The sequence below is a fragment of the Mesorhizobium sp. WSM4822 genome (assembly GCF_055811155.1).
This window is the reverse complement of record NZ_JBVVQM010000010.1, coordinates 83,878-104,029: the sequence shown is the minus strand read 5'-3', so window position 1 is coordinate 104,029 and position 20,152 is coordinate 83,878. Positions and strand designations below refer to the sequence as shown.

Sequence of the window (20,152 nt, the reverse complement as noted above, 5' to 3'; positions counted from 1 at the left end):
ATGAACCGCTTCGCCGAGCTTCTCGACCGCCTGGTGCTGACGCCGTCGCGCAACGGCAAGCTGACCTTGCTGACCGACTATTTCCGCGCCGTGGAGGATCCCGATCGCGGGCTGGCGCTGGCTGCCATCACCGGCGATCTCCACATCGCCGCGGTCAAGCCGGCGATGTTGCGCATGCTGGTCACCGAACGCATGGATCCGGTGCTGTTCGGCTATTCCTACGATTATGTCGGCGATCTCGCCGAAACGGTGTCGCTGGTCTGGCCGCAAACGCCCGGAAACATCGCGAACCGCGAGCCGACGCTTGGCGACGTCGTCGCCAAACTGCAGGCGGCAAGCCGCTCCGACGGGCCGAAGGTGCTGGCAGGGCTGCTCGACAGCGCCGGCATCTCGGCACGCTTTGCCATCATCAAGCTGGTCACCGGCGGCCTGCGCATTGGCATGTCGGCGCGGCTGGCCAAACAGGCGCTGGCCGATTTCGGCAAGGTCGACATCGCCGAGATCGAGGAGCTCTGGCACGGGTTGACGCCGCCTTACACAGCGCTGTTCGCGTGGCTGGAGGGCAAGGCCGAAAAACCCAGGAACACGGCGTTGGCATTGTTTCGCCCGGTGATGCTGTCGAACCCGGTTGGCGACGGCGATCTCGAAAAGCTCGATCCGGCGGATTATGCCGCCGAATGGAAATGGGACGGCATCCGTGTCCAGGCGGTGGCCGAGGGCGGCATCCGCCGGCTCTATTCGCGCACCGGTGACGATGTTTCCGGCGCCTTTCCGGACCTCGCCGATGCCATGCATTTTTCCGCAACGCTGGACGGCGAACTGCTTGTCGGCGATCCCCGGGAGGCGACGGGAACCTTCTCGGATCTGCAGCAACGGCTGAATCGCAAGACGGTGACACCGAAGATGCAGCAGCAATACCCGGCCTTCATGCGCTGCTACGATCTGCTCCAGGTCGGCGGCGAGGATCTGCGTGCGCTGCCGTTTCGCGAGCGGCGCGGCCGGCTGGAAGCGTTTGTCGGAACGCTCGACCCGAGCCGTTTCGATCTTTCGCCATTCGTCGACTTCACGGATTGGCAAACGCTTGAGGAACTACGCCGGGTGCCGCCGCATCCGATCATCGAAGGCGTCATGCTGAAGCGCTGGGACTCAGCCTATGTCGCCGGCCGGCCGAAAGGTCCATGGTTCAAATGGAAACGCGATCCGCACACGGTGGACGCGGTGCTGATGTATGCCCAGCGCGGCCACGGCAAACGCTCCAGCTTCTATTCCGACTATACGTTCGGCGTCTGGACAGGTGCCGAAGGCGAAGAGGAACTGGTGCCGGTCGGCAAGGCCTATTTCGGCTTCACCGAGGAGGAGTTGAAGCAGATCGACAAATATGTCCGCGACAACACGATCGAGCGTTTCGGGCCGGTGCGCTCGGTGCGGGCTGACCGCGACAACGGCCTGGTGCTGGAAGTCGCCTTCGAAGGGCTGAACCGCTCGACCCGGCACAAATCCGGCGTTGCCATGCGCTTTCCCCGCATTTCGCGGCTGCGCTGGGACAAGCCGGCCAACGAGGCCGACCGCATCGAGACGCTGCAGGCGCTGCTCGACCGCTAGACCGTTCAGCGCTCTTACGGCTCGATCGAAACGCGGATTTCGTAGATGTCCGCGGCCTTGCCCTGCTTGTCGAAGTCGGAATTGATGGCAATGGTGCCGGCCGAGCCCGGACGCTTGTCGGGAAACTGCACATCGAACAGATATTCGTTCTGCTGCTGGCCGACCGCATAGCGCTTGCGGCCGCAGTCGCCGAGTTCGCCGAAATTGCAGTCGACCGAAATCTGCGTCTCCTTGCCTTCTTCGGAGCGGGCAATGATGTCGAACACGGCATGTTTGCCGGCCAGCTTCTCCAGCACGCCTTGTCCGACGTCGAAACTGATCGCCGAACCGGACGCGCCGGAACGGATGCGCAGGAACGAACCGGTATCGTCCTTCATCACCTCGGCCCTGGCGTCAGACGGCGCGCTGACATGGGATGCATCGGCCGGCGAAAACACATTGATCCAGTCGCGCGCCTGGTCCGCGGCGCCGGGTTTTGCCGGACCGCCGTCGGCCGGTGTGAAATCGTCGTCCTCGACGGTCGGCGGCGCTTGCGGCGGGGCGGTGTCGAGTTGCGCGGATGTCTTGAACACGCCGGTCTGCACGGCGAAGAACAGGCCGATGCCAACCGCGGCGAGCAGTGTCACGGTCAGGAAGATGGCGGTCAGCGGCAGGCGACGCCCCCTTATGCGCCGTTCATCGCGGTCGGGCGCCACTTCCGTCGTCGCGCCGGCCGAGGCCGGAACCGACATGTCGATGGCCGGAGCATCGGGAAGCGTGGCGTCCGGCATGATGTCGGGAACGACGGGCAGAACGCGGGAGCGCGGCGCATCGGCAGCGGATTGCACGGGTCCGTCGACGACGACATCGGGGGACGATGCCTGTCGGCCGGTTTCGACCGCGGGCGCCGAGTCCGCTCCGAGTTCGACCGCCGGTGCATCGCCCTGCGGACCGACATCCGGCACCGCCGGCAGGAACTCGGATTCGATTTCGGTGATTTTCGCCTGGATTGCCTTGCGGCGCTTGATGGCGACCTCAACGGTCACACCGGGATTGGCCTGGAGCGCGCGATCGAGCGCGGCAAAAGCCGAGCGATAGACCCTCTCGCGGAACGCGCGGTCCTCGGCATTGCCTTTCTCCAAGGCGTTCCGGATCGCTTTTTCGATCGCGTCCAAGCGGGTCCCTCTGTCTTTGCCAACCTTGCCGTGATCGTTAGCCGCAGGCGACCAATCAATCAACGGGCGAGCGGCGTATTCTGCCTCGCAGAGGTGTGCAAAGTCCATTCCGGCGCTGTTCCGGCAACAAAATCAGCATGTTTCGCCGATTTTCGCGCACAGGGAGCACACGCACCGTGCGCCGCATTCCCTTGGCGATTGATTGGCGGACAAGGCGGCGGCCGGCTTTCGAGGGTGCCACGACGCCGACGCAGGAATTGCCAAGTCGCATCTTGAATTCGCGCCCGGTTGCGTCTATCACCGCCGCATCCTGGAGGCCTTGGCTTCCTGGGCCGCTTTAGCTCAGTTGGTAGAGCACCGCATTCGTAATGCGGGGGTCGCGTGTTCGAGTCACGCAAGCGGCACCATTCCTCCTCCATTTTTGTCGTCTGTCTGCCCCTTCGCAGCTGGTGCAAAGGATTGCGGCGCCGGCCTGGCAGATCTGCCATTGTCGAGACACCGGTTTGGTGTGAAAATCATTGCCTCAGCATGGGAGGTCAAAAATGCCCAACAATTTCAAGACCGGAGACGTCGTCAGGCTGAAATCCGGAGGTCCCAGGATGACGATCAGCGATGGGGCAGCCTCGGGCATGTATCTGTGCCACTGGTTCAATCGCGAGGGCGAGGTGTGGACCCCGCAACATGCCGGGTTCAAGCCCGAACAACTGATTGCGGCCGACCAGTCGGACTAGAGTTCCTTCCATCCCGATCGAGCCGGGATGGGCACCCTCTTTTGTCCGGGCGTGAACGGATCAGCAGGCGCGACCGACGGATTTTCCGGGTCGCGGCGTTTAACGGTTGAAGCGCGATGGCGGCACAAGCCGTCTGCGTCGCGCCAACCTGGAGACGCACAGCATGATCCGCCGTTCGATATTGGTCGTTGCCTTGAGTTTGCAGACCGTTGCGGCTTTCGCCCAGGCAACGACGCCGGCTGCACCGCCGACCGCCGCGCCACTTGCCGCGCCAGGCGCTTCGGGGACAAGGTCCGACATCACGCTGGCCAAATTCCAGAAGCGGCGCGAAAAGGCGATCATGGCGGCCGACACGGATGGCGACGGCAAGATCAGCCTGCTAGAATGGGAGGCCTTTCAGACGAAGCGCAACGCCAAAGGCGACGCCGCCAAATCCTTCGCGCGGATCGATTCCAACCATGACGGCTTCATCGACCGCGTCGAACTCGGTGCATTCTTCGCCAAGCGCTTCGCCCGGCTGGACAAGAATGCCGTCGGCATTTTGACGGCCGACGAACTGCCGGGCCACAAAACCGCTCCCAAGCAAGAGCAATGACCAAGAGGCAATGACGCGCGATGAACATCGGGAGTGCGCCGACTGATGGCTGCGGATCCGGACGAGGAGCTGGTTCGCCGTGTTGGCGCCGGCGAGCCCGCAGCCGTGCAAACGCTCGTCGCGCGCAAGCTGCCGCGTATCCTGGCGCTTGCCGTGCGCATGCTCGGCGATGCGGCGGAGGCCGAGGATGTCGCCCAGGAAACCTTCGTGCGGATCTGGCGCCATGCCGCGAGCTGGCGGCGCGGCAATGCGCGCTTCGACAGCTGGATCCACCGGGTGACGCTCAACCTTTGCTACGACCGGCTGCGTCGCAGACGCGAGTGGGTGAGCGGCGACCTGCCGGAAATGGTCGACCCTGCGGCACTTCCCGACGCCCCTCGCCAGGAGGACGCGGTTCGGGTCGAACGGGCGCTGCAAGCCATAGCGCCGCGCCAGCGCGAAGCGATCGTTCTGGTCTACTATCAGGAGATGTCCAATATCGAGGCGGCAGCGACATTGCGGGTCAGCGTCGATGCCTTGGAAAGCCTGCTCGCGCGCGGCCGGCGGTCGCTGCAAGCGATCCTGGCGGGGGATGGCGCCGATGAGTAAGCACCGGGCAAGCACCAACGCACCAAGGCCATTGCGCCTTGCTGGTGCCGCCTGGCGCTCGGCGCCGACCGGCAAGGGGAAGACACATGGCTGAAGGATCCAGGAACGAACCCGCAATGGATGCCAGGCGCTTTGCCGTCTTGGCCCAGGCCTATGGCGGCGACTTGCGGCGATGGCCCGAGGCTGAGCAGATGGCCGGCACGGTCTTTGCGGCAAGCGGCGCGGGCAAGGCCATCTTGAGGCAGGCCGGGACACTTGACGCGCTGCTCGACAGCTACCGCGTCGACACCCCGGACAAGGCACTGCACGGCAGCATCTTGCAGGCTGCCGGCCGGCACCTCGTCCAGCGCCGGCGTCGGTGGTTCTGGTGGCTGGGACTCGGACTTGCCGGCATTGGTCTGGCCGGTGCCGTGGCAGGGCTGGCCCTGGTGACCATCGTCACGCCGGAGGTCCAGCCGGACCATTATGTGCTGGATGCCAATGCGACGGCGTTTGGCGATGCCGGCCCCGCTGCCGAGAACGGTGAGGAAAGCCTATGAGCACGCGCTGGGTCCGTGGTCTGGTCATTGCTTCCGTGGTGCTGAACGTCTTTCTTGCCGGCGCATTCGTCGGCGGTGCGGTCTGGCTGAGAAATGCCAAAACAGGTGTCTCGCTGGAATCGGCCGGCCGACAACTTCCCGACCAGGATCGCAAGGCGTTCCGCGAGGCGCTGCGCCAGGTTCGCGTGCAGTCCCGTCAGATCATTCTCGATGGCCAGCAGGCCAGGCAGCAGGCAGCGGACCTGCTGCAACAGCCTGTCATGGACAAGGCCGCCGTGTCGGCGGCCCTGGAGCGGGCACGCAACGCCGACGCGACGGTTCGCACCCGGCTCGAGCAGGCCATTGTCGACTTCGCGGCGAACACATCACCCGAAAACCGGAGCGTGCTGGCACAGGCATTGCTGCGCCACATGGAGCGCCGCGCTGCCGTGGCGCCGAAAAAATCGCCATGACGACCGACGGAAAAGGCGGGAGACGCCGTTTAACGAAGAGAAGGGACAAGCCTGCCCGATCGCATTGTGCCGGGCGGCCATCTTCAAACTCGAATGCACTCGGAGCCCAATTATGAGTCGCCTGAAAAACTATGCAGCAGCCGCTATCCTGGCGGTCAGTGGAACTGTCGTGACCGCCACCGCGTCCAACGCAATGCCCGTCATGTCTGTAACCCATCCGGCCGCCCCGGCATTGGTCGAGCATGTCCGCTGGGGGTGCGGCATCGGCTGGCACCCGAACCGATGGGGCCGTTGCGTGCCGAACGGCGTCGTCATCGTGCGCCCGCACTACCATTACTGGCACGCTCCGGTCTATGGCTGGCACCCGCACCATCACTGGCGCCGCTGGCACCATAACTGATCGAAGCACGGCGGGGCCAGGCACCTGGCCCCGCGTCAGCGCCGGCGCACGGGCAATCCTGTCAGCCAGCCCGGAGTTAAGGTTAGCGCCGCTCCAATCCGTGGACGCCCGCTAGATATCTCAGCCGATTGGGTCCGGCCCCAGCGTCGCCACCGTCTTCAGCGCGCCGTCGAGCATGTCGCCCTTCTCATCCTTCAGCGCCATCTCGCGCAGGCGGCGGATCCAGTCGGCGGCGTCCGTCCGGCCCTTGACCAGGTCGAGCGCCGACAGCACGCGGTCGAATTTCGACTGTGCCCGGACATGGGTGTCGCTGTAGCCCTTGATCAGCCGGCGGCAGTTGAGGATCTCGACGGCCAGTGCGTAATCCTGGGGCACATGGTCGAGAGCCAGCGCGTACCAGCGATCGAGATGCGCGACCTCGACCTTGTGGCGCAGCAGACTGCGGCGCCAGCGGCGCAGGCCGCCGATGAACCACAAAGCGGCAAAGCCGGCAAAACTGTCGGTGCGGATGCGGCGGCCATGATTGATGCGGCGATCGAGAAAGGCGGCGAGCTTCGGGCGGCTTTCGATATAGCTTCCCAGTCCCGCCGGCAGCGTGCCGCAGAACTCCTCGATGCGCGGGTGGAAATATTCGGTCACCTGCAGGATCGAGCCGTCCTTGACGCCGACCTCGCGGCGCACACGTTTGCCGCGCGTCGAGCGCGTCTTGAGATCGGCGACGCGGATCATGTCGTCGTAGCACAGCGCGTTGGCCAGATGCTTGGCGGCGGCGATGGACAAGCCATAGCCCTGAAGCGGCCCGTCCAGCGCGACGGCCTTGTCCAACCGGTCGAGATACTCGCGCCCATAGGCGATGTCCTGATAGTCGACGACCTTTCTCAGACCCCGAAGTGCCATGTCGCGCACGGCCACCGGCAACAGGTCGATGCGGGCAGCCAAGGCCTGCCAGCCCTGCAGCAGGTTTTGCGGGCCACTCACCTGTCCTGTGCCCAAGGCAGATTCGACTATCGCTGGCTCGGCCGGCTTCGGCGCCGGTGCTGCCGTGCCGCGCGCACGATCAAACGCGGCACCGAAGGCGGCGAGGCTGGCCTTGACGCCCCGGCCGCCGGCACCGATCGCCTGTTCGTAGCTCTCGCGCGTGAAGGGCAGCGCGTCGGACCCCGCCAGCGCGCCAAGCAGGCTGGCCGAGATCATCGAACCATTGTCGGCGGCGATCTTCTCCATGTCGAAAGCGATGAAGCGTTTCGATGCGGCTTCCGCCGTCGCGTGCACCTTGGACGACGAGGCGCGGCCATCGCCCGGTTCGATTTTTTCCGACACGGCGGCAATGCGGTGCGAGGAGGCGATCAGCGTGGTCCGCTCGGGCGTGACGAAGCCGCGAATGATGGCGCGGCCGGCTTCCATCAGCTCAGCGGCGATCAGGATGTCGACATCGCCCTGCGACGGCGACAGCGCGAAGACCGGCAGCCGGCCGGTGTCGCGGGCCATCTCGACATAATAGATGGTGGCGCCGGTACGCTGGGCGACGCCGGCGACCGAGGTCGATTGCGCAACATAGCCGTTGCGCTCGGCGACATCGGTGATCCAGTCGGCGAGCACGCCACCGCCCTGGCCGCCGACCGCCAGCACGGCGAGCTTGATGACACGCTCGCTATCCTGAGCGCCGGCGCGGGCGCGAAGTGGGGGGACGGCGTCAAGCATCGGCGAAGGTCAGCCGCCGGCTTTCGCGGCGTCGCTGCAACAGGCTGATGGTGGCGCGGCGCGCGGCTTCCAGGAAACGGTCCCAGCGGCTCGGATTGTGGACGACGTCGGCGCGGTAGAAGGATGGGCAGAGCACCGCCGCATCGGCGACCTCGCCGCAATTGCCGCAGCCGACGCAGCTCTGGTCGATATGCGCGACCGGATCGTCGCGCAGCGGATCGTCTGTTGACTTGACCGACAGCGAGGGACAGCCGGACAGCCGCATGCAGGCATGGTCGCCCGTGCAGATATCCTCATCGACACCGAATTTCGGTTTCACGACACGGGTCCCGCCCTTGATCGCCTTGTCGACCAGCGGCTTTTCGCGGCGCTGCCGGTTGAGCATGCATTCGGACGAGGCGACGATGACCTTCGGCCCCTTCTCGTCTGTCGTCAGCGCCTCGCGCAGTGTGTCCTGCATCTTGGTGACGTCATAGGTGCGGTCGACATGGCGCAGCCATTTGACGCCCATGCCTTTCACCGCCTCGGTGATCGGATGTTTCGTCGACTTGGTCTTGTTGCCCGCGCGGGACGAGAGGATGTCCTGGCCGCCGGTCGCGGCCGAGTAAAAATTGTCGACGATGACGATGACGCCGTCGTTCTTGTTGAACACCGCATTGCCGATCGAGGAGGTCAGGCCGTTGTGCCAGAAGCCGCCGTCGCCGACGAAGGAGATCGAGCGGCGCTTGGCATTAGGCGAATTGAACGCCGAGGCGGAAGCCGGCCCCAGGCCATAGCCCATGGTGGTGGCGCCGAGCTCGAAAGGCGGCATGATCGAGAACAGATGGCAGCCGATGTCGGAGGCGATGTGGTGCTTGCCGAGTTCCTGCTCGACCAGTTTTGTCGCGGCAAAGATCGGCCGCTCCGGGCAGCCGATGCAGAAACCCGGCGGACGGCCCGGGACGACATTGATCAGGTCGGCGGCATCGACGCCGTCGCCGACCTTGTTGGGGGCGCGCACTTCGCCAGGCAGCAGATGCGGCGCCTCGGCGCGCAGGAAGGCGCCGATGCCGTCGAGCATGACCTGGCCGGTGTATTCGCCGGCCATCGGCAGATGCTCCTTGCCGACCAGCCTGGTGCCGCGGCCGGCCTTGTGCAGCATCGAAGCGAAAGCCTGTTCGATGTAGTTGGGCTGGCCTTCCTCGACGACCAGCACCGACTGCTTGCCCTCGCAGAACGACAGGAACTCGTCATCGATCAAGGGATAGACGGCATTGAGCACATAGAGGGGCACGTCGGTGTCGCCATAGATGTCGGCAAGGCCGAGCCGCTGCAGCGCGCGGATGACCGAGTTGTACATGCCGCCCTGCATGACGATGCCGACCGAACCATGATCCGAGCCGAAGAACTCGTTGATCTTGTTCTTGGCGATGAAGTCCACCGCCGCCGGCCAGCGCTTCTGCACCTTCTCCTTCTCATGCAGGAAGGAAGCGGGCGGCAGCACGATGCGGCCGGTGTCGCGGCGCGGGGCGTCAAGTGCATCGGCGACCGTCATCGGCGGCCGCTTGTTGTCCTTGGCGATGAAATGGCCGTGGACATGGCAGCAGCGGATGCGAACCTGCAGCATGACCGGCGTGTTGGAAATCTCCGACAGCTCGAAACCATCCTCCACCGCCTTGACGATCGATGGCAGGTTGGGTCGCGGATCGAGCAGCCAGACTTGGCTCTTCATGGCGAAGGCATGGCTGCGCTCCTGCATGATCGAGGAGCCTTCGCCATAATCCTCGCCGACAATGATCAGCGCACCGCCGGTGACGCCGCCGGAAGCCAGATTGGCCAACGCGTCGGAGGCGACATTGGTGCCGACGGTCGACTTGAAGGTGGCCGCACCACGGATCGGATAATGCACCGAGGCGGCCAGCATGGCGGTGGCGGTGGCTTCCGAGGCACTGGCCTCGAAATGCACGCCGAGTTCGCCCAGAATGTCCTGCGCGTCCGCCAGCACGTCCATCAGGTGACTGATCGGCGCGCCCTGATAGCCGCCGACATAGCCGACGCCGCATTGCAGCAGCGCCTTGGTGATGGCGAGGATGCCTTCGCCGGCAAATTCCTCGCCGGCGCCGAGCCGAAGCTTTTCGACTTCCTTGGCAAAAGACCGTTCGGCCATTTTTTCAATCCTTCCGTTACCGCCTGAGGCCGTTATCGCCCGGCATTGGCGGCGCGTAGGTTTAGATGTCGTGCTTGCGAATGTTCTTCAGCATCTTCAAAAGCGTGGTGATGAGTGCGGAATATTCGGCGTCATCGATATCGTCGAACATCGCCTCGAAGGCGTCATGCATGGCCGGCCAGGCGCGCGCGAATTCGGCGCGGCCCTCATCGGTCAGGAACACATGGCGGATGCGGCTGTCGGTGACGCCCTGCTCGCGCCGCACAAGGCCCTGGCCCTCCAGTGAGTCGAGCGTCCGGCTCAAGGTCGACTGCTCGATCACCGTATAGACCGAGAGGTCGTTGACGGTGATGCCGTCGGTGACCGACAGCACGGCCAGCGTGCGCACCTGCGGAATGGTCAGGCCCTGCTTGCGGAAATCGTCGCGCAAGGTGGCATTGTAGCGGCCCATGATGCGGTTCATCAGATAGGGCGCGAATTGCTGCAGGCCGATCTGCCCCAGGGTCGAAATGCGCTGGCGCTTTTCCGCGACCTTCTCTTCCATCACAGCCTCCCCGCCAGGAGAAAGCCGGAACCGCCGCCGAGACCCGCACCCGGATGGGTCGAGGCGCCTATGTGGTAGAGGTTCTTGATGCCGGTCTGATGGTTGCGGCTGCTCTTGAACGGCCGCCACAGGAAGGACTGGTCGATGGTCGAGGAACCGCCATAGGGATCACCACCCACCAGATTGATGTTCATCGCCTCGAGATCGGCCGGCGAATAGGCGCGGCGCGCGATGACGCTGTCCTTGAAGCCCTCGATATGGCTGGCAAGGATCGTTTCTGCGCGGTCGGCATAGGCTTCCCGCAAAGCGTCGGTCCATTGCCCGTCAGCCGGCGCCTGCAGCATGCCGGCGGCATCGCCCTTGATGTGGCGGGGAGCTTCGGGCAGTTGCAGCCACAGGATGGCCTTGCCCTCCGGACAGCGCGACGGATCGAGCGCATGCGGCTGGCCGACACAGATGGTCGGCACCTCCGGTAGCATGCCGCGCGCCGCTTCGTTGCAGGCTTTCGAGACGCCATCCAGCCCCGGCGTCAAATGCAGCAGCGCGACCTTGTCCAGGCCTTCGCCGCGCCATGCGGGCGGTTTGTCCAAGGCGTAGTGGATCTGGAAATTGCCTTTGCCGTAGCGATATTTCTGCGTCGCCTCGACATCGGCTTTGGGAGCCTCGCTGCCGAGCAGCCGACCATAGAGTTGCGTCGGTGTGACCGAGCAGATGACGCTCTTGTTGGCCGTGATCGTTTCGCCCGATGCCAGTCGCACGCCGGTTGCGCGACCACCACTCTGGACAATCGAAGCGACATCGGCGTCGGTGCGGATGTCGCCGCCGCGTTCCCGGATCAGGGCCTCGAAGGCCGCCAGCAGGTTTTTTGCCCCGCCCTTGACGATCGGCGCGCCCGCCGCCTCAAGCGCGAAGGCGATCACCTTGGCGATCTGGCCGGAAAAGGCGTCTTCGGGGCCGAGCCCGGCATGCAGCACCCAGGGCGCCCACAGCGCACGAATGGTTTCGGACTGGTAGGTGCTTTCCAGCCAGCCACGCGCCGGCACCAGTGCCTCGCCGAGAAAGGCGGCAAGGCCACGCGGACCACGGCGCCAGGCATCGCCGGCCAGCAGCCTGGCGGTCAGATAGGACCACAGGCTGCCGCCGAGCAGGCCGAACAGCAGGCCGGCATTGCGCTCGATGCCGCCGACATCGTCCGCGTGCCGGTCGCCGTCGCCTGCCGCGATCGCATTGAGGGCGGCGACGTTGGCAGCGCGGTCGGTGCGCAGCACGGCATGGCTGCCGTCCGGCCGCAGCACGCCGGTCGGCGTGCCGGTGTGGCAGAATTCCAGCCCGTGCCGCGCAAGGTCGGCGCCCAATGCGGCAAAGGCCGGAGAAGTGATGAACAGCACGAAGGTCGTCGCCATCACATCATGGATGAAGCCGGGCGCGGTGATCTCCTCGGTGCGCATGCAACCGCCAATGCGGTCGTTGCGCTCCAGGACGAGCACACGCGCCCCTTTGCCGCCAAGCATCGCCGCGCAGACCAGCGCATTGATGCCGCTGCCGACGATGATGTGATCGGGGGCGTTCATTGGGGATTTCCTGTGGGCAGCGGGTCGGCTCGCGAGGTTAGCCCTCTACGGCCCCCCCCTCTGTCCTGCCGGACATCTCCCCCTCTAGGGGGGAGATCGGCCGTCATCACGGCTTTCGCCAATTTGTAACGCTGCAGGAATGAATGGGGCGCCGAGGCTGCCAATCTCCCCCCTAGAGGGGGAGATGTCCGGCAGGACAGAGGGGGGCGCCGTAAAACGCCGGCGCCACAGGATGATCGCCCCCTTGCTGTCACCAGAACTTCACCTTCGCGCATGATCTTCTCCCGAAGACCCACCTCACCCTATTGCTTCGACACCAGTGCCAGCGCGCGGATCGGGCTGCCGGTGCCGTGCTCGATCTTGAGCGGCGCCGCGATCAGGATGGCGCCCTTCGGCGGCAGCTGGTCGAGGTTGCAGAGGCTGGCGAGACCGTAGCGGTTGGCCTTGTGCATCAGCGTGTGCGCCGGGAATGGCGGCTCCATGCCGCCGGCTTTGCCGGCGTCCGTGCCGATCGTCTCCGAGCCCCAGCCCTTGATGTCCTTGCTGATCAGGAACTGGATGGCTTCGGCCGTCGGCCCCGGCGTGTGCGGGCCGGTCTCGTTGGCGTTGAGGAACTCGGCTTCCGAACCGTTGCGCTTGTACCAGTCGGTGCGCATCACCACCCATTCGCCGGCATTGATCGCGCCATGCTCGGCTTCCCAGGCCTTGATGTGGTCGACGGTGAGCAGGAAATCGGGGTCGGCGGCGGCTTCCTTCGAACAGTCGATGACATTGACCGGGCCGACGAAATTCTGCGCCGGAATGGTGTCGGTAGCGCCGTCCGGATAATCCTTGCCGGAGATCCAGTGCTGCGGCGCGTCGAAATGCGTGCCGGAATGCTCGCCGAGCTTCAGCCAGTTCCAGGCCCACCACGGACCGTTCTTGTCGTAACGGGAGATATTGTGGATCTCGACCTTCGGCGTGTCGACGGCGAGTTCCGGCGGCAGCTTGATCAACGGCGTATCCGGCCCGAGCGGCGCCGACAGGTCGACCACCTTGATGGCGCCTGAAAGAAGCTGGCTGGCGACTTCGCCGAGGAGTTTTTGGGTGTCCATGGTCTGAAGTTCCCTCTTTCGTGTGATGATCAAGGCTCGTCTCGGCCCTTAATATCCTACTAGACGAAAACATATGCATCTGCAATTATCTTTAAGCATAAAGGAAATGGGGACGGGGCGTGAGCGAGTTCGACGCCATCTTTGTCGGGGCCGGCCACAACAGTCTGGCATGCGCCGCGCATTTGGCGCTCAAAGGCTGGAAAACCGGGATTTTCGAGGGCAGTGCAACAATCGGCGGCGCCGTCCAGACGCGCGAATTCACCCTCCCTGGCTTTCGCCACGATTTCGGTGCGATGAATCTGAGCCTCTTCGCCGGCTCGGCCTTCCACCGGAAATATGCAAATGAATTGAAAGCGCGGGGGCTGGAGTTCGCCCCGGTCGCCGACTGTTTCGCCAGCGCATTCCCCGACGGACGCTGGTTCGGCGTCAGCAACGATCTGGAAAAGACCGCCGCGCGCATCGCCGCCTTCTCCGCTGCTGATGCCCAGACATGGCGCAGGCTGGTCGCCGCCTTCCCGGCGGAAGCCGAGCATCTGTTCCGGCTGCTGGGTTCGCCGATGAGTGCCCGCGCGCTTGCCGGCACGGCGTGGAACCTGTGGCGCAAGAAGGGCATTGCCGGCGCGCTCGATACGGGCCGGCTGCTGCTGTCCTCGCCCCGCGCCTGGCTGGAGGAGAATTTCGAGTCGCCGCATATCAGGGCAACGCTCGCCACCTGGGGCATGCATCTCGACTTCGCGCCCGACATCGCCGGCGGTGCCGTCTTCCCCTATCTGGAATCGATGGCCAACCAGAGTTTCGGCATGGTGCTGGGCAAAGGCGGCGCCGACACCATCATTAAGGCGCTGTCGGGCATGGTCACATCTGCTGGAGGCAAGATCGTCACCGGCGCCGAAGTGGCCGAGATCACGGTTTCCGCCGGCAGGGCGACCGGCGTGCGGCTTGCTTCCGGTGAGACCCATACCGCCACAAGGGCAGTCATTGCCGGCGTTGCGCCCAAGGCGCTGACTGGCAAGCTGCTGCCCAATGGTTCGGGCGACGCCGGCTTCGACACGGCGATGCAAAAGTTCCGCCATGCGCCGGGCACGATGATGATCCATCTGGCACTCGACGATCTGCCCGACTGGCGCGCCGGAACGGAGCTTCGGCAGTTCGCCTATGTGCATCTGTCGCCCTCGCTCGACGCCATGTCGCGTACCTATCAGCAGGCGATGGCGGGCATGCTGCCGGACGGGCCGGTGCTGGTGGTCGGCCAGCCGACGGCGATCGACCCATCGCGGGCGCCTGAGGGAAAGCATGTGCTGTGGGTGCAGGTGCGCATGCTGCCCGCCGAAATCCTGGGCGATGCCGCCGGCAAGATCGCGCCGGACCATTGGGACAAGGTGAAGGAAGCCTACGCCGAGCGTGTCCTCGACATCATCGAGACCTATGCTCCCGGCCTGCGCAACAAGATCCTCGGCCGTGCCGTCTTCTCGCCCATCGATCTGGAGCGCGAGAACCCCAACCTCGTCGGCGGAGACCAGGTCTGCGGCAGCCATCATCTGGCGCAGAACTTCCTGTTCCGCCCGGCCCGCGGCTATGCCGGCTGGAACACGCCGGTGGCGCATCTGCACCTCACTGGAGCCGCGACATGGCCGGGCGCCGGCACCGGTGCGGCGTCGGGCTTCATGCTCGCACAACAGCTTGGCGGGAGGTAGGAGCCGAGGATTTCCTTGAGGCTACAAGGGGCAAGGCGCTGCTGCCCAAGAAGCCTGAACCAATGAACTAAGACGCCGCGCGCAGAAACAAAACCAACAAGGGGAACGACCATGACAATCAACAGACGTGAATTGCTGGGATACAGCGCCGCGGCACTCGGGGTGGCCGCCGTCGGCCTGCCGTCGATCGCTAGGGCGGCTGCCGGCGAACTGACCATCGCCTACAACGTCAACTTGCCATCCTGGGATCCAACCACCGGCCCCTCGGCCGTCAACCCGACCATCCAGGGGCTGTACCAGTCGGTGTTCGACCAGTTCATCCCACAGAAGCCCGACCTTTCCTTCGCGCCGGGCCTGCTCACCGAATGGGGCTGGAACGACGACCGCACCAAGATAATGATGACGGTGCGCGAGGGCGTGACCTGGCATGACGGCTCGCCGTTCACTGCCGAGGACGTCGTCTGGTCGCTGCAGCGGGCAGGCGACGAAAAGACCGGCAATCCGATCCAGTTCGTCTGGAAGAACGTCAACAACTTCAAGATCGACGGCAACAAAATCACGGGCGACGTCGTGCAGTTCGACCCTGTCTATTTCAAATGGATGTCGTTCCTGACCGGCTACATCATGCCGAAGGCCTATTACGAGAAGGTCGGCACCGAAGGTTTCGAGAAGGCGCCGATCGGCACCGGCCCCTACATGGTCGAAAAATTCGAGCGCAACGCCTTCCTGCGGCTCAAGGCAAACCCGAACTACTGGGGCGGCAAGCCGGCCTTCGAGAATGTGACGATCAAGTTCGTCGCCGACGCGGCAAGCCGCGTCGCCGAGATCGAATCCGGCTCCTCGCAGGTGACGCTCGAAATTCCCTATGAGGAGTATGACCGGCTGATCGTCAAGGACGGGCTTGCCGGCTCGTGCAAGAACGTTTCCGACATCGGCATGATCTTCTTCAACGACATCGAGGCGATGCTGGACAAGAACGTCCGCCAGGCCGCCGTGATGGCCGTCGACAAGAAGCTGCTGGTCGATCGCCTGCTACGCGGCTACGGCCAGCCGATCGATACGCTGGAAACGCCGGAATACGCATCCTACGACGCGTCGATCAAGGTCGAGCACAATCCGGAAAAGGCCAAGGAATTGCTCGCCGCTTCCGGCTATTCGCCGGAAAAGCCGGTCAAGTTCACCATCCAGACGACCAAGGGCTTCAAGCCCAAGGACTATGAGATGATCCAGGCGATCGTCGGCATGTGGCGCAAGGTCGGCATCGAGGCGACGATCGAAGTCTACGAGATCGCCAAGCACTACGAACTGCGCGCCGCCGACAAGCTTGCGCCGGCCGCCTTCTACAATTGGGGCAATGCCATCGGCGATCCGACCACCTCGACCGGCTTTGCCATGTACGGCCCGAGCCCGCATTCGGTGTGGGACAGCCAGGATTTGATCGACATGATCAACCCGCTGTGGGGCGAAAAGGACGAGGCCAAGCGCATCGCCGGCTGGAAGGCTGTCGACAAATACATCGCCGAGCAGGCCTATGTGCTGCCGCTGATCCAGTATGCGCAGCCGATCGTGCATGCCAAGGGCGTCAATGTGGTGCAGCATGTGTCCGGCGCGCTGCTGCCGGCCCTGATGACCCCGGCCTGATATCGGCCTGGAATTGCCGCGCGCCGTCATCAATGACGGCGCGCATTTTCCATCGGGCATACGAGCCCACGGGCTCCTGCAAAGATTTACATGCTCCTGCAAAGATTCCTGATCCGTCTGCTGACGATGCTGATCACGCTGTTCGGCGTGGCCGTCGTCGTCTTTGTCGTGATCCGCGTCGCGCCCGGCGATCCGATCGCCATGATGCTGCCGCCCGGCGCGACGGATGCCGACATCGCCCGGCTGCGCGCGCTCTATGGGCTCGACAAGACCATCGTGCAACAATTCTTCATCTGGCTGTCTGGTGTCGCCCAGGGCGATTTCGGCACCTCGATCTCGCTGCGGCAGGATGTGCTCGGGCTGGTCTTCAACCGGCTGCCGGCGACGCTGGAACTCGCTATCGTCGCGCTCATCATGGCGGTGGCGATCGGCGGCACGACGGCGATCATCGGCGCGCGCGAACGCGGCACGGCGGTCGAGGCCGGCATCGACATCGCCAGCGGCGCGGCGCTTTCCATTCCCGATTTCCTGTGGGGCCTGGTGCTGATCCTGCTGTTCGGCGTGCTGGTGCCGATCTTCGACATTTCCGGCCGGGTGTCGCCGCAACTGGACCTGCCCTTCGTCACCCAGTTCTATCTGTTCGAGAGCCTGTTGCGCCTGCGCCTCGACCTGACCTGGGATCTGCTGAAGCACATGCTGATGCCGGCCGTGGCGCTGGCACTGCCGCTGGCAGCAATCATCTCGCAGCTGCTGAAACAGTCGCTGAAGGAAGTGCTCGACCTCGACTACGTCGTGCTGGCACGGGTGAAGGGTTTTTCGGAAACGCAGGTCATCCTGCGCGAGGCCTTGAAGAATGCCGCTTTGCCGACACTGACACTGGTCGGCGTGCAGTTCACCTTCCTGATCGGCGGCACCGTCATCGTCGAACGGCTGTTTTCCTATGAGGGCCTCGGCAATATGGCGATCGACGCGGTCATCAACCGCGACCTGCCTTTGATTCAAGGCATCGTGCTGGTCTTCGCGCTGCTGTTCGTGCTGATCAACCTCAGCGTCGACATGATGTATGCGCTGCTCAATCCGAGGCTGCGCCATGGATGAGGGCCGTGCTCGAAGACGAGGTGTGTCGCCACGCCTGTGGCTGGCCGGCGGCTGGCTGCTGCTGGCGCTTCTGGCGGCAATCTTCGCGCCGCTGGTCGCGCCGCAGGATCCGCTGGCGCAGGATCTGATGCTGGAGCGGTTGCCGCCATTCTGGATGAATGGAGCCGAACCCGGCTATTGGCTCGGCACCGACAGCCTCGGCCGCGATCTGTTGTCGAGGCTGATCTTTGGCGGCCGCATCGCCTTCATCGTCGCCTTTTCCGCAGCCGTCGCTGCGTGCCTGGTCGGCTCGACGCTAGGCCTGATCGCAGGCTATTTCGGCGGTTGGGCCGACCGCATCATCTCGCGCGTCGTCGATGTCTGGATGGCCTTTCCGCCGGTGCTGTTCGCCATATTGCTGGTGGCGGTGCTCGGCACGGGCTTGAGTTCCGTCATCCTGGCCATCGCCATCATCGACTGGACGCGTTTCTGCCGGGTGATCCGTGCCGAGACAATGGGTCAGTCGCGCATGGACTATGTCGAGAATGCCCGCATTGCCGGCTACGGCCGCATCGGCATCATGCTGCGCGAAGTGCTGCCCAATGTGGTGCCGTCGATCGTCGCATTGCTGTCGCTGGAAATGGGCATCGCCGTTATCGTCGAGGCGATCCTGTCCTTCGTCAATCTGTCGATCTCGACCGACGATCCGACCTGGGGAGGCATCATCGCCGAGGGCCGGCTGTCGATCCATCAGGCCTGGTGGGTGCTGGTGTTCCCGCTGATCACGCTGATCCTGACCGTGCTGTCGTTCAGTCAGTTCGGCGAGGCGCTGAAGACGCGTTTCGATCCGGTGCTGCGATGAGCGCCTGCCTCGACATCAGGGGGTTGAGCGCGGTGCTGCCCAACGGCCAGCGCGTATTGCGCTCGGTGTCGCTTGCCGTTCAGCCCGGCGAAGTGCGCGCGCTGGTCGGCGAAAGCGGCGCCGGCAAGACGATGATCGGCAAGGCGGTGCTCGGTGTGCTGCCGTCGAGCGTGCGCATTGTCGAAGGCGACATGCTGCTCGAGGGTGAAGACCTCGGCAAATTGCAACCCAAGGCACGACGCACGCTGATCGGGGCGCGCACGGCGCTGATCCCGCAGGACCCGCTGACCGCGCTCAACCCGTCGCGGCGCATCGGCTCGCAGATGACCGACCGGCTGGTGCGCATCCTCGGCTGGAGTGGCGAGAAGGCCGATACCCGCATCCGGCAATTGCTGGACGAGGTGCAAATCCGCGATCCCGACCGCGTGCTGAAAAGCTATCCGCACGAACTGTCCGGCGGCATGCGCCAGCGCGTGCTGATCGCTGCGGCCTTCGCCGCGGAGCCAAGGCTGATCGTCGCCGACGAGCCGACCACGGCGCTTGATGTGACCGTGCAAAAACAGATCCTGCGGCTGATCGTGCAGTTGCAGCGCGAGCATGGCACGGCGATCCTGTTCGTCACCCATGATCTCGGCGTCGTCGCCAAGATCAGCCAGAGAGTCTCGGTGCTTTATGCCGGCAAGGTGGTGGAGGAGGCCGACACGGCTGCCCTCTTCGCAGCACCGCAGCATCCCTACACGCGAGCGCTGATGGCGGCGACGCCACGCTACACCGATCCTTTCGCCTCGCTGAAGCCGGTGGACGACGAAGTCCTCGCAGGGCTTGCTTCAGAGATCGCTGCCGCAGACCAGGCCTGGAGGCGGTCGCATGGTTGAACCGTTGTTCTCCGTGCGCGGGCTGAAGGTCGCGCTGCCCGACATGACGCGCAAGCCACTGATCGGCCGCGCGCCATTGGTCGAAATCCTGAAGGGCCTGGATTTCGACCTGCCCAGGGGCTCGGTGACCGGCATCGTCGGCGAATCCGGTTCCGGCAAGTCGACGCTCGGCCGCGCTTTGGTGCGCCTGCTGGAACCCAGCGCAGGCAGCATCACTTTCGACGGCCGCGACATCACCCATCTGCCGGAAGCGGAGCTCAGGCCTCTGCGCCGCAATCTGCAGATGATTTTTCAAGATCCGATGTCGTCGCTCAACCCGCGCCGCACCATTTCCAGCATTATTGCCGCGCCGCTGAAACAGAACGGCCTTGGCGACAATCTGAAGGCGCGAGTCGCCGAGGCGCTGCAGCGTGTCGGCCTGCCGCAAAGTTTCGCCAGCCGCTATCGGCACGAACTGTCGGGCGGCCAGCGCCAGCGCGTCGGCATTGCGCGGGCGCTGGCGCTGTCGCCGAAATTCGTGCTGGCCGACGAGATCGTCTCCGGGCTGGATGTGTCGACCCAGGCGCAGATCCTGACCCTGCTGGAGAAGCTGGCGGCGGAAATGGGGCTGACCGTCGCTTTCATCAGCCACGATCTGTCTGTCATTCGGCGGCTGTGCCGGCAAGTGATCGTCATGCGCGAAGGCATGATCGTCGAAGCGAGCGCCACCGACGCCTTGTTCGACAAGCCGCAGCAGGCCTACACGCGCGATCTCATCGCGGCCATTCCGCTGCCCGAGATCGATGCGAGCTGGCTGGACATTCCTTCCGCCGCCAAGGCGCCGACATGAATGCATACGCACGCCGAAGAGCGGGCCTCGAACGTGCGACCACAAAGACCCAAGTCC

19 protein-coding genes and 1 tRNA gene are annotated in these 20,152 nt (G+C 64.5%); 14 read left to right on the top strand and 6 right to left on the bottom strand.

Annotated elements, in window-relative coordinates; all coding sequences use genetic code 11:
* A complete protein-coding gene (locus AC0L3E_RS22630; protein WP_473605653.1) occupies positions 1-1,602 on the top strand; it encodes a cisplatin damage response ATP-dependent DNA ligase in 1,602 nt (533 codons plus the stop codon).
* 14 nt (positions 1,603-1,616) lie between these two features.
* Here the strand turns inward: AC0L3E_RS22630 and AC0L3E_RS22625 are convergent, their stop codons facing one another.
* Positions 1,617-2,756 (bottom strand): hypothetical protein, encoded by a 1,140-nt coding sequence (locus tag AC0L3E_RS22625; protein ID WP_027039623.1) that lies wholly within the window; start codon positions 2,754-2,756, stop codon positions 1,617-1,619.
* Between the two features lie 331 nt (positions 2,757-3,087).
* Here AC0L3E_RS22625 and AC0L3E_RS22620 point away from each other — a divergent pair.
* The 7 genes from AC0L3E_RS22620 (at position 3,088) to AC0L3E_RS22590 (ending at position 6,061) form a co-directional block, all read left to right on the top strand.
* Positions 3,088-3,163 (top strand) — tRNA-Thr (locus AC0L3E_RS22620).
* Between the two features lie 135 nt (positions 3,164-3,298).
* Positions 3,299-3,487, top strand: coding sequence for a YodC family protein (locus AC0L3E_RS22615; RefSeq protein WP_023811455.1), 189 nt, complete (start codon positions 3,299-3,301; stop codon positions 3,485-3,487).
* Between the two features lie 163 nt (positions 3,488-3,650).
* Positions 3,651-4,082: an EF-hand domain-containing protein gene (locus tag AC0L3E_RS22610; RefSeq protein ID WP_473605652.1), complete on the top strand. Its 432-nt coding sequence runs from the start codon at positions 3,651-3,653 to the stop codon at positions 4,080-4,082.
* A 45-nt stretch (positions 4,083-4,127) separates the two neighbouring features.
* Positions 4,128-4,670, top strand: a complete 543-nt coding sequence (locus tag AC0L3E_RS22605; protein ID WP_292453750.1) for an RNA polymerase sigma factor — start codon at positions 4,128-4,130, stop codon at positions 4,668-4,670.
* Between the two features lie 86 nt (positions 4,671-4,756).
* A complete protein-coding gene (locus tag AC0L3E_RS22600; RefSeq protein ID WP_473605651.1) occupies positions 4,757-5,209 on the top strand; it encodes a hypothetical protein in 453 nt (150 codons plus the stop codon).
* On the top strand, positions 5,206-5,661 hold the full coding sequence (locus AC0L3E_RS22595; RefSeq protein ID WP_127269063.1) for a periplasmic heavy metal sensor: 456 nt from the start codon (positions 5,206-5,208) through the stop codon (positions 5,659-5,661). The genes AC0L3E_RS22600 and AC0L3E_RS22595 overlap by 4 nt, the downstream gene beginning before the upstream one ends.
* A gap of 112 nt (positions 5,662-5,773) precedes the next feature.
* Complete coding sequence (locus tag AC0L3E_RS22590) at positions 5,774-6,061, top strand: GCG_CRPN prefix-to-repeats domain-containing protein (RefSeq protein WP_128308179.1); 288 nt, start codon at positions 5,774-5,776, stop codon at positions 6,059-6,061.
* A gap of 120 nt (positions 6,062-6,181) precedes the next feature.
* Here the strand turns inward: AC0L3E_RS22590 and AC0L3E_RS22585 are convergent, their stop codons facing one another.
* The 5 genes from AC0L3E_RS22585 to AC0L3E_RS22565 form a co-directional block, all read right to left on the bottom strand.
* Positions 6,182-7,762: an indolepyruvate oxidoreductase subunit beta family protein gene (locus AC0L3E_RS22585; protein WP_128308180.1), complete on the bottom strand. Its 1,581-nt coding sequence runs from the start codon at positions 7,760-7,762 to the stop codon at positions 6,182-6,184.
* Entirely contained in the window at positions 7,755-9,908 is a 2,154-nt protein-coding gene (locus AC0L3E_RS22580) for a thiamine pyrophosphate-dependent enzyme (RefSeq protein WP_473605650.1), read from the bottom strand. Before AC0L3E_RS22580 ends, AC0L3E_RS22585 begins: the two co-directional genes overlap by 8 nt.
* Before the next feature lie 61 nt (positions 9,909-9,969).
* The gene (locus AC0L3E_RS22575; RefSeq protein ID WP_127411456.1) at positions 9,970-10,452 is read right to left on the bottom strand and encodes a MarR family winged helix-turn-helix transcriptional regulator; all 483 of its coding nucleotides are present in this window, start codon (positions 10,450-10,452) and stop codon (positions 9,970-9,972) included.
* Entirely contained in the window at positions 10,452-12,023 is a 1,572-nt protein-coding gene (locus AC0L3E_RS22570) for a phytoene desaturase family protein (protein ID WP_473605649.1), read from the bottom strand. The genes AC0L3E_RS22575 and AC0L3E_RS22570 overlap by 1 nt, the downstream gene beginning before the upstream one ends.
* Before the next feature lie 302 nt (positions 12,024-12,325).
* Positions 12,326-13,117 (bottom strand): cyclase family protein, encoded by a 792-nt coding sequence (locus AC0L3E_RS22565; protein WP_128308721.1) that lies wholly within the window; start codon positions 13,115-13,117, stop codon positions 12,326-12,328.
* A 119-nt stretch (positions 13,118-13,236) separates the two neighbouring features.
* On the opposite strand from AC0L3E_RS22565, the gene AC0L3E_RS22560 reads away from it, so the two are divergent.
* The 6 genes from AC0L3E_RS22560 (at position 13,237) to AC0L3E_RS22535 (ending at position 20,095) form a co-directional block, all read left to right on the top strand.
* Entirely contained in the window at positions 13,237-14,811 is a 1,575-nt protein-coding gene (locus AC0L3E_RS22560) for a phytoene desaturase family protein (protein ID WP_128308722.1), read from the top strand.
* 111 nt (positions 14,812-14,922) lie between these two features.
* Positions 14,923-16,452, top strand: coding sequence for an ABC transporter substrate-binding protein (locus tag AC0L3E_RS22555; protein WP_128308723.1), 1,530 nt, complete (start codon positions 14,923-14,925; stop codon positions 16,450-16,452).
* Between the two features lie 90 nt (positions 16,453-16,542).
* The gene (locus AC0L3E_RS22550) at positions 16,543-17,550 is read left to right on the top strand and encodes an ABC transporter permease (protein ID WP_128308724.1); all 1,008 of its coding nucleotides are present in this window, start codon (positions 16,543-16,545) and stop codon (positions 17,548-17,550) included.
* Positions 17,543-18,391, top strand: coding sequence for an ABC transporter permease (locus AC0L3E_RS22545; RefSeq protein WP_127269247.1), 849 nt, complete (start codon positions 17,543-17,545; stop codon positions 18,389-18,391). Before AC0L3E_RS22550 ends, AC0L3E_RS22545 begins: the two co-directional genes overlap by 8 nt.
* Positions 18,388-19,266 (top strand): ABC transporter ATP-binding protein, encoded by an 879-nt coding sequence (locus AC0L3E_RS22540; RefSeq protein ID WP_473605648.1) that lies wholly within the window; start codon positions 18,388-18,390, stop codon positions 19,264-19,266. Before AC0L3E_RS22545 ends, AC0L3E_RS22540 begins: the two co-directional genes overlap by 4 nt.
* Positions 19,259-20,095 (top strand): ATP-binding cassette domain-containing protein, encoded by an 837-nt coding sequence (locus AC0L3E_RS22535; RefSeq protein ID WP_473605647.1) that lies wholly within the window; start codon positions 19,259-19,261, stop codon positions 20,093-20,095. Before AC0L3E_RS22540 ends, AC0L3E_RS22535 begins: the two co-directional genes overlap by 8 nt.
* Positions 20,096-20,152 lie beyond the last annotated feature (57 nt).

Excerpts from the sequence above, each read along its gene's own strand:
- AC0L3E_RS22615 (WP_023811455.1), top strand. The coding sequence starts at position 3,299 with ATGCCCAACAATTTCAAGACCGGAGACGTCGTCAGGCTGAAATCCGGA.
- AC0L3E_RS22610 (WP_473605652.1), top strand. The coding sequence starts at position 3,651 with ATGATCCGCCGTTCGATATTGGTCGTTGCCTTGAGTTTGCAGACCGTT.
- AC0L3E_RS22580 (WP_473605650.1), bottom strand. The coding sequence starts at position 9,908 with ATGGCCGAACGGTCTTTTGCCAAGGAAGTCGAAAAGCTTCGGCTCGGC.
- AC0L3E_RS22595 (WP_127269063.1), top strand. The coding sequence starts at position 5,206 with ATGAGCACGCGCTGGGTCCGTGGTCTGGTCATTGCTTCCGTGGTGCTG.
- AC0L3E_RS22565 (WP_128308721.1), bottom strand. The coding sequence starts at position 13,117 with ATGGACACCCAAAAACTCCTCGGCGAAGTCGCCAGCCAGCTTCTTTCA.
- AC0L3E_RS22600 (WP_473605651.1), top strand. The coding sequence starts at position 4,757 with ATGGCTGAAGGATCCAGGAACGAACCCGCAATGGATGCCAGGCGCTTT.
- AC0L3E_RS22590 (WP_128308179.1), top strand. The coding sequence starts at position 5,774 with ATGAGTCGCCTGAAAAACTATGCAGCAGCCGCTATCCTGGCGGTCAGT.
- AC0L3E_RS22535 (WP_473605647.1), top strand. The coding sequence starts at position 19,259 with ATGGTTGAACCGTTGTTCTCCGTGCGCGGGCTGAAGGTCGCGCTGCCC.
- AC0L3E_RS22605 (WP_292453750.1), top strand. The coding sequence starts at position 4,128 with ATGGCTGCGGATCCGGACGAGGAGCTGGTTCGCCGTGTTGGCGCCGGC.
- AC0L3E_RS22585 (WP_128308180.1), bottom strand. The coding sequence starts at position 7,762 with ATGCTTGACGCCGTCCCCCCACTTCGCGCCCGCGCCGGCGCTCAGGAT.
- AC0L3E_RS22545 (WP_127269247.1), top strand. The coding sequence starts at position 17,543 with ATGGATGAGGGCCGTGCTCGAAGACGAGGTGTGTCGCCACGCCTGTGG.
- AC0L3E_RS22540 (WP_473605648.1), top strand. The coding sequence starts at position 18,388 with ATGAGCGCCTGCCTCGACATCAGGGGGTTGAGCGCGGTGCTGCCCAAC.
- AC0L3E_RS22555 (WP_128308723.1), top strand. The coding sequence starts at position 14,923 with ATGACAATCAACAGACGTGAATTGCTGGGATACAGCGCCGCGGCACTC.
- AC0L3E_RS22550 (WP_128308724.1), top strand. The coding sequence starts at position 16,543 with ATGCTCCTGCAAAGATTCCTGATCCGTCTGCTGACGATGCTGATCACG.
- AC0L3E_RS22575 (WP_127411456.1), bottom strand. The coding sequence starts at position 10,452 with ATGGAAGAGAAGGTCGCGGAAAAGCGCCAGCGCATTTCGACCCTGGGG.
- AC0L3E_RS22630 (WP_473605653.1), top strand. The coding sequence starts at position 1 with ATGAACCGCTTCGCCGAGCTTCTCGACCGCCTGGTGCTGACGCCGTCG.
- AC0L3E_RS22570 (WP_473605649.1), bottom strand. The coding sequence starts at position 12,023 with ATGAACGCCCCCGATCACATCATCGTCGGCAGCGGCATCAATGCGCTG.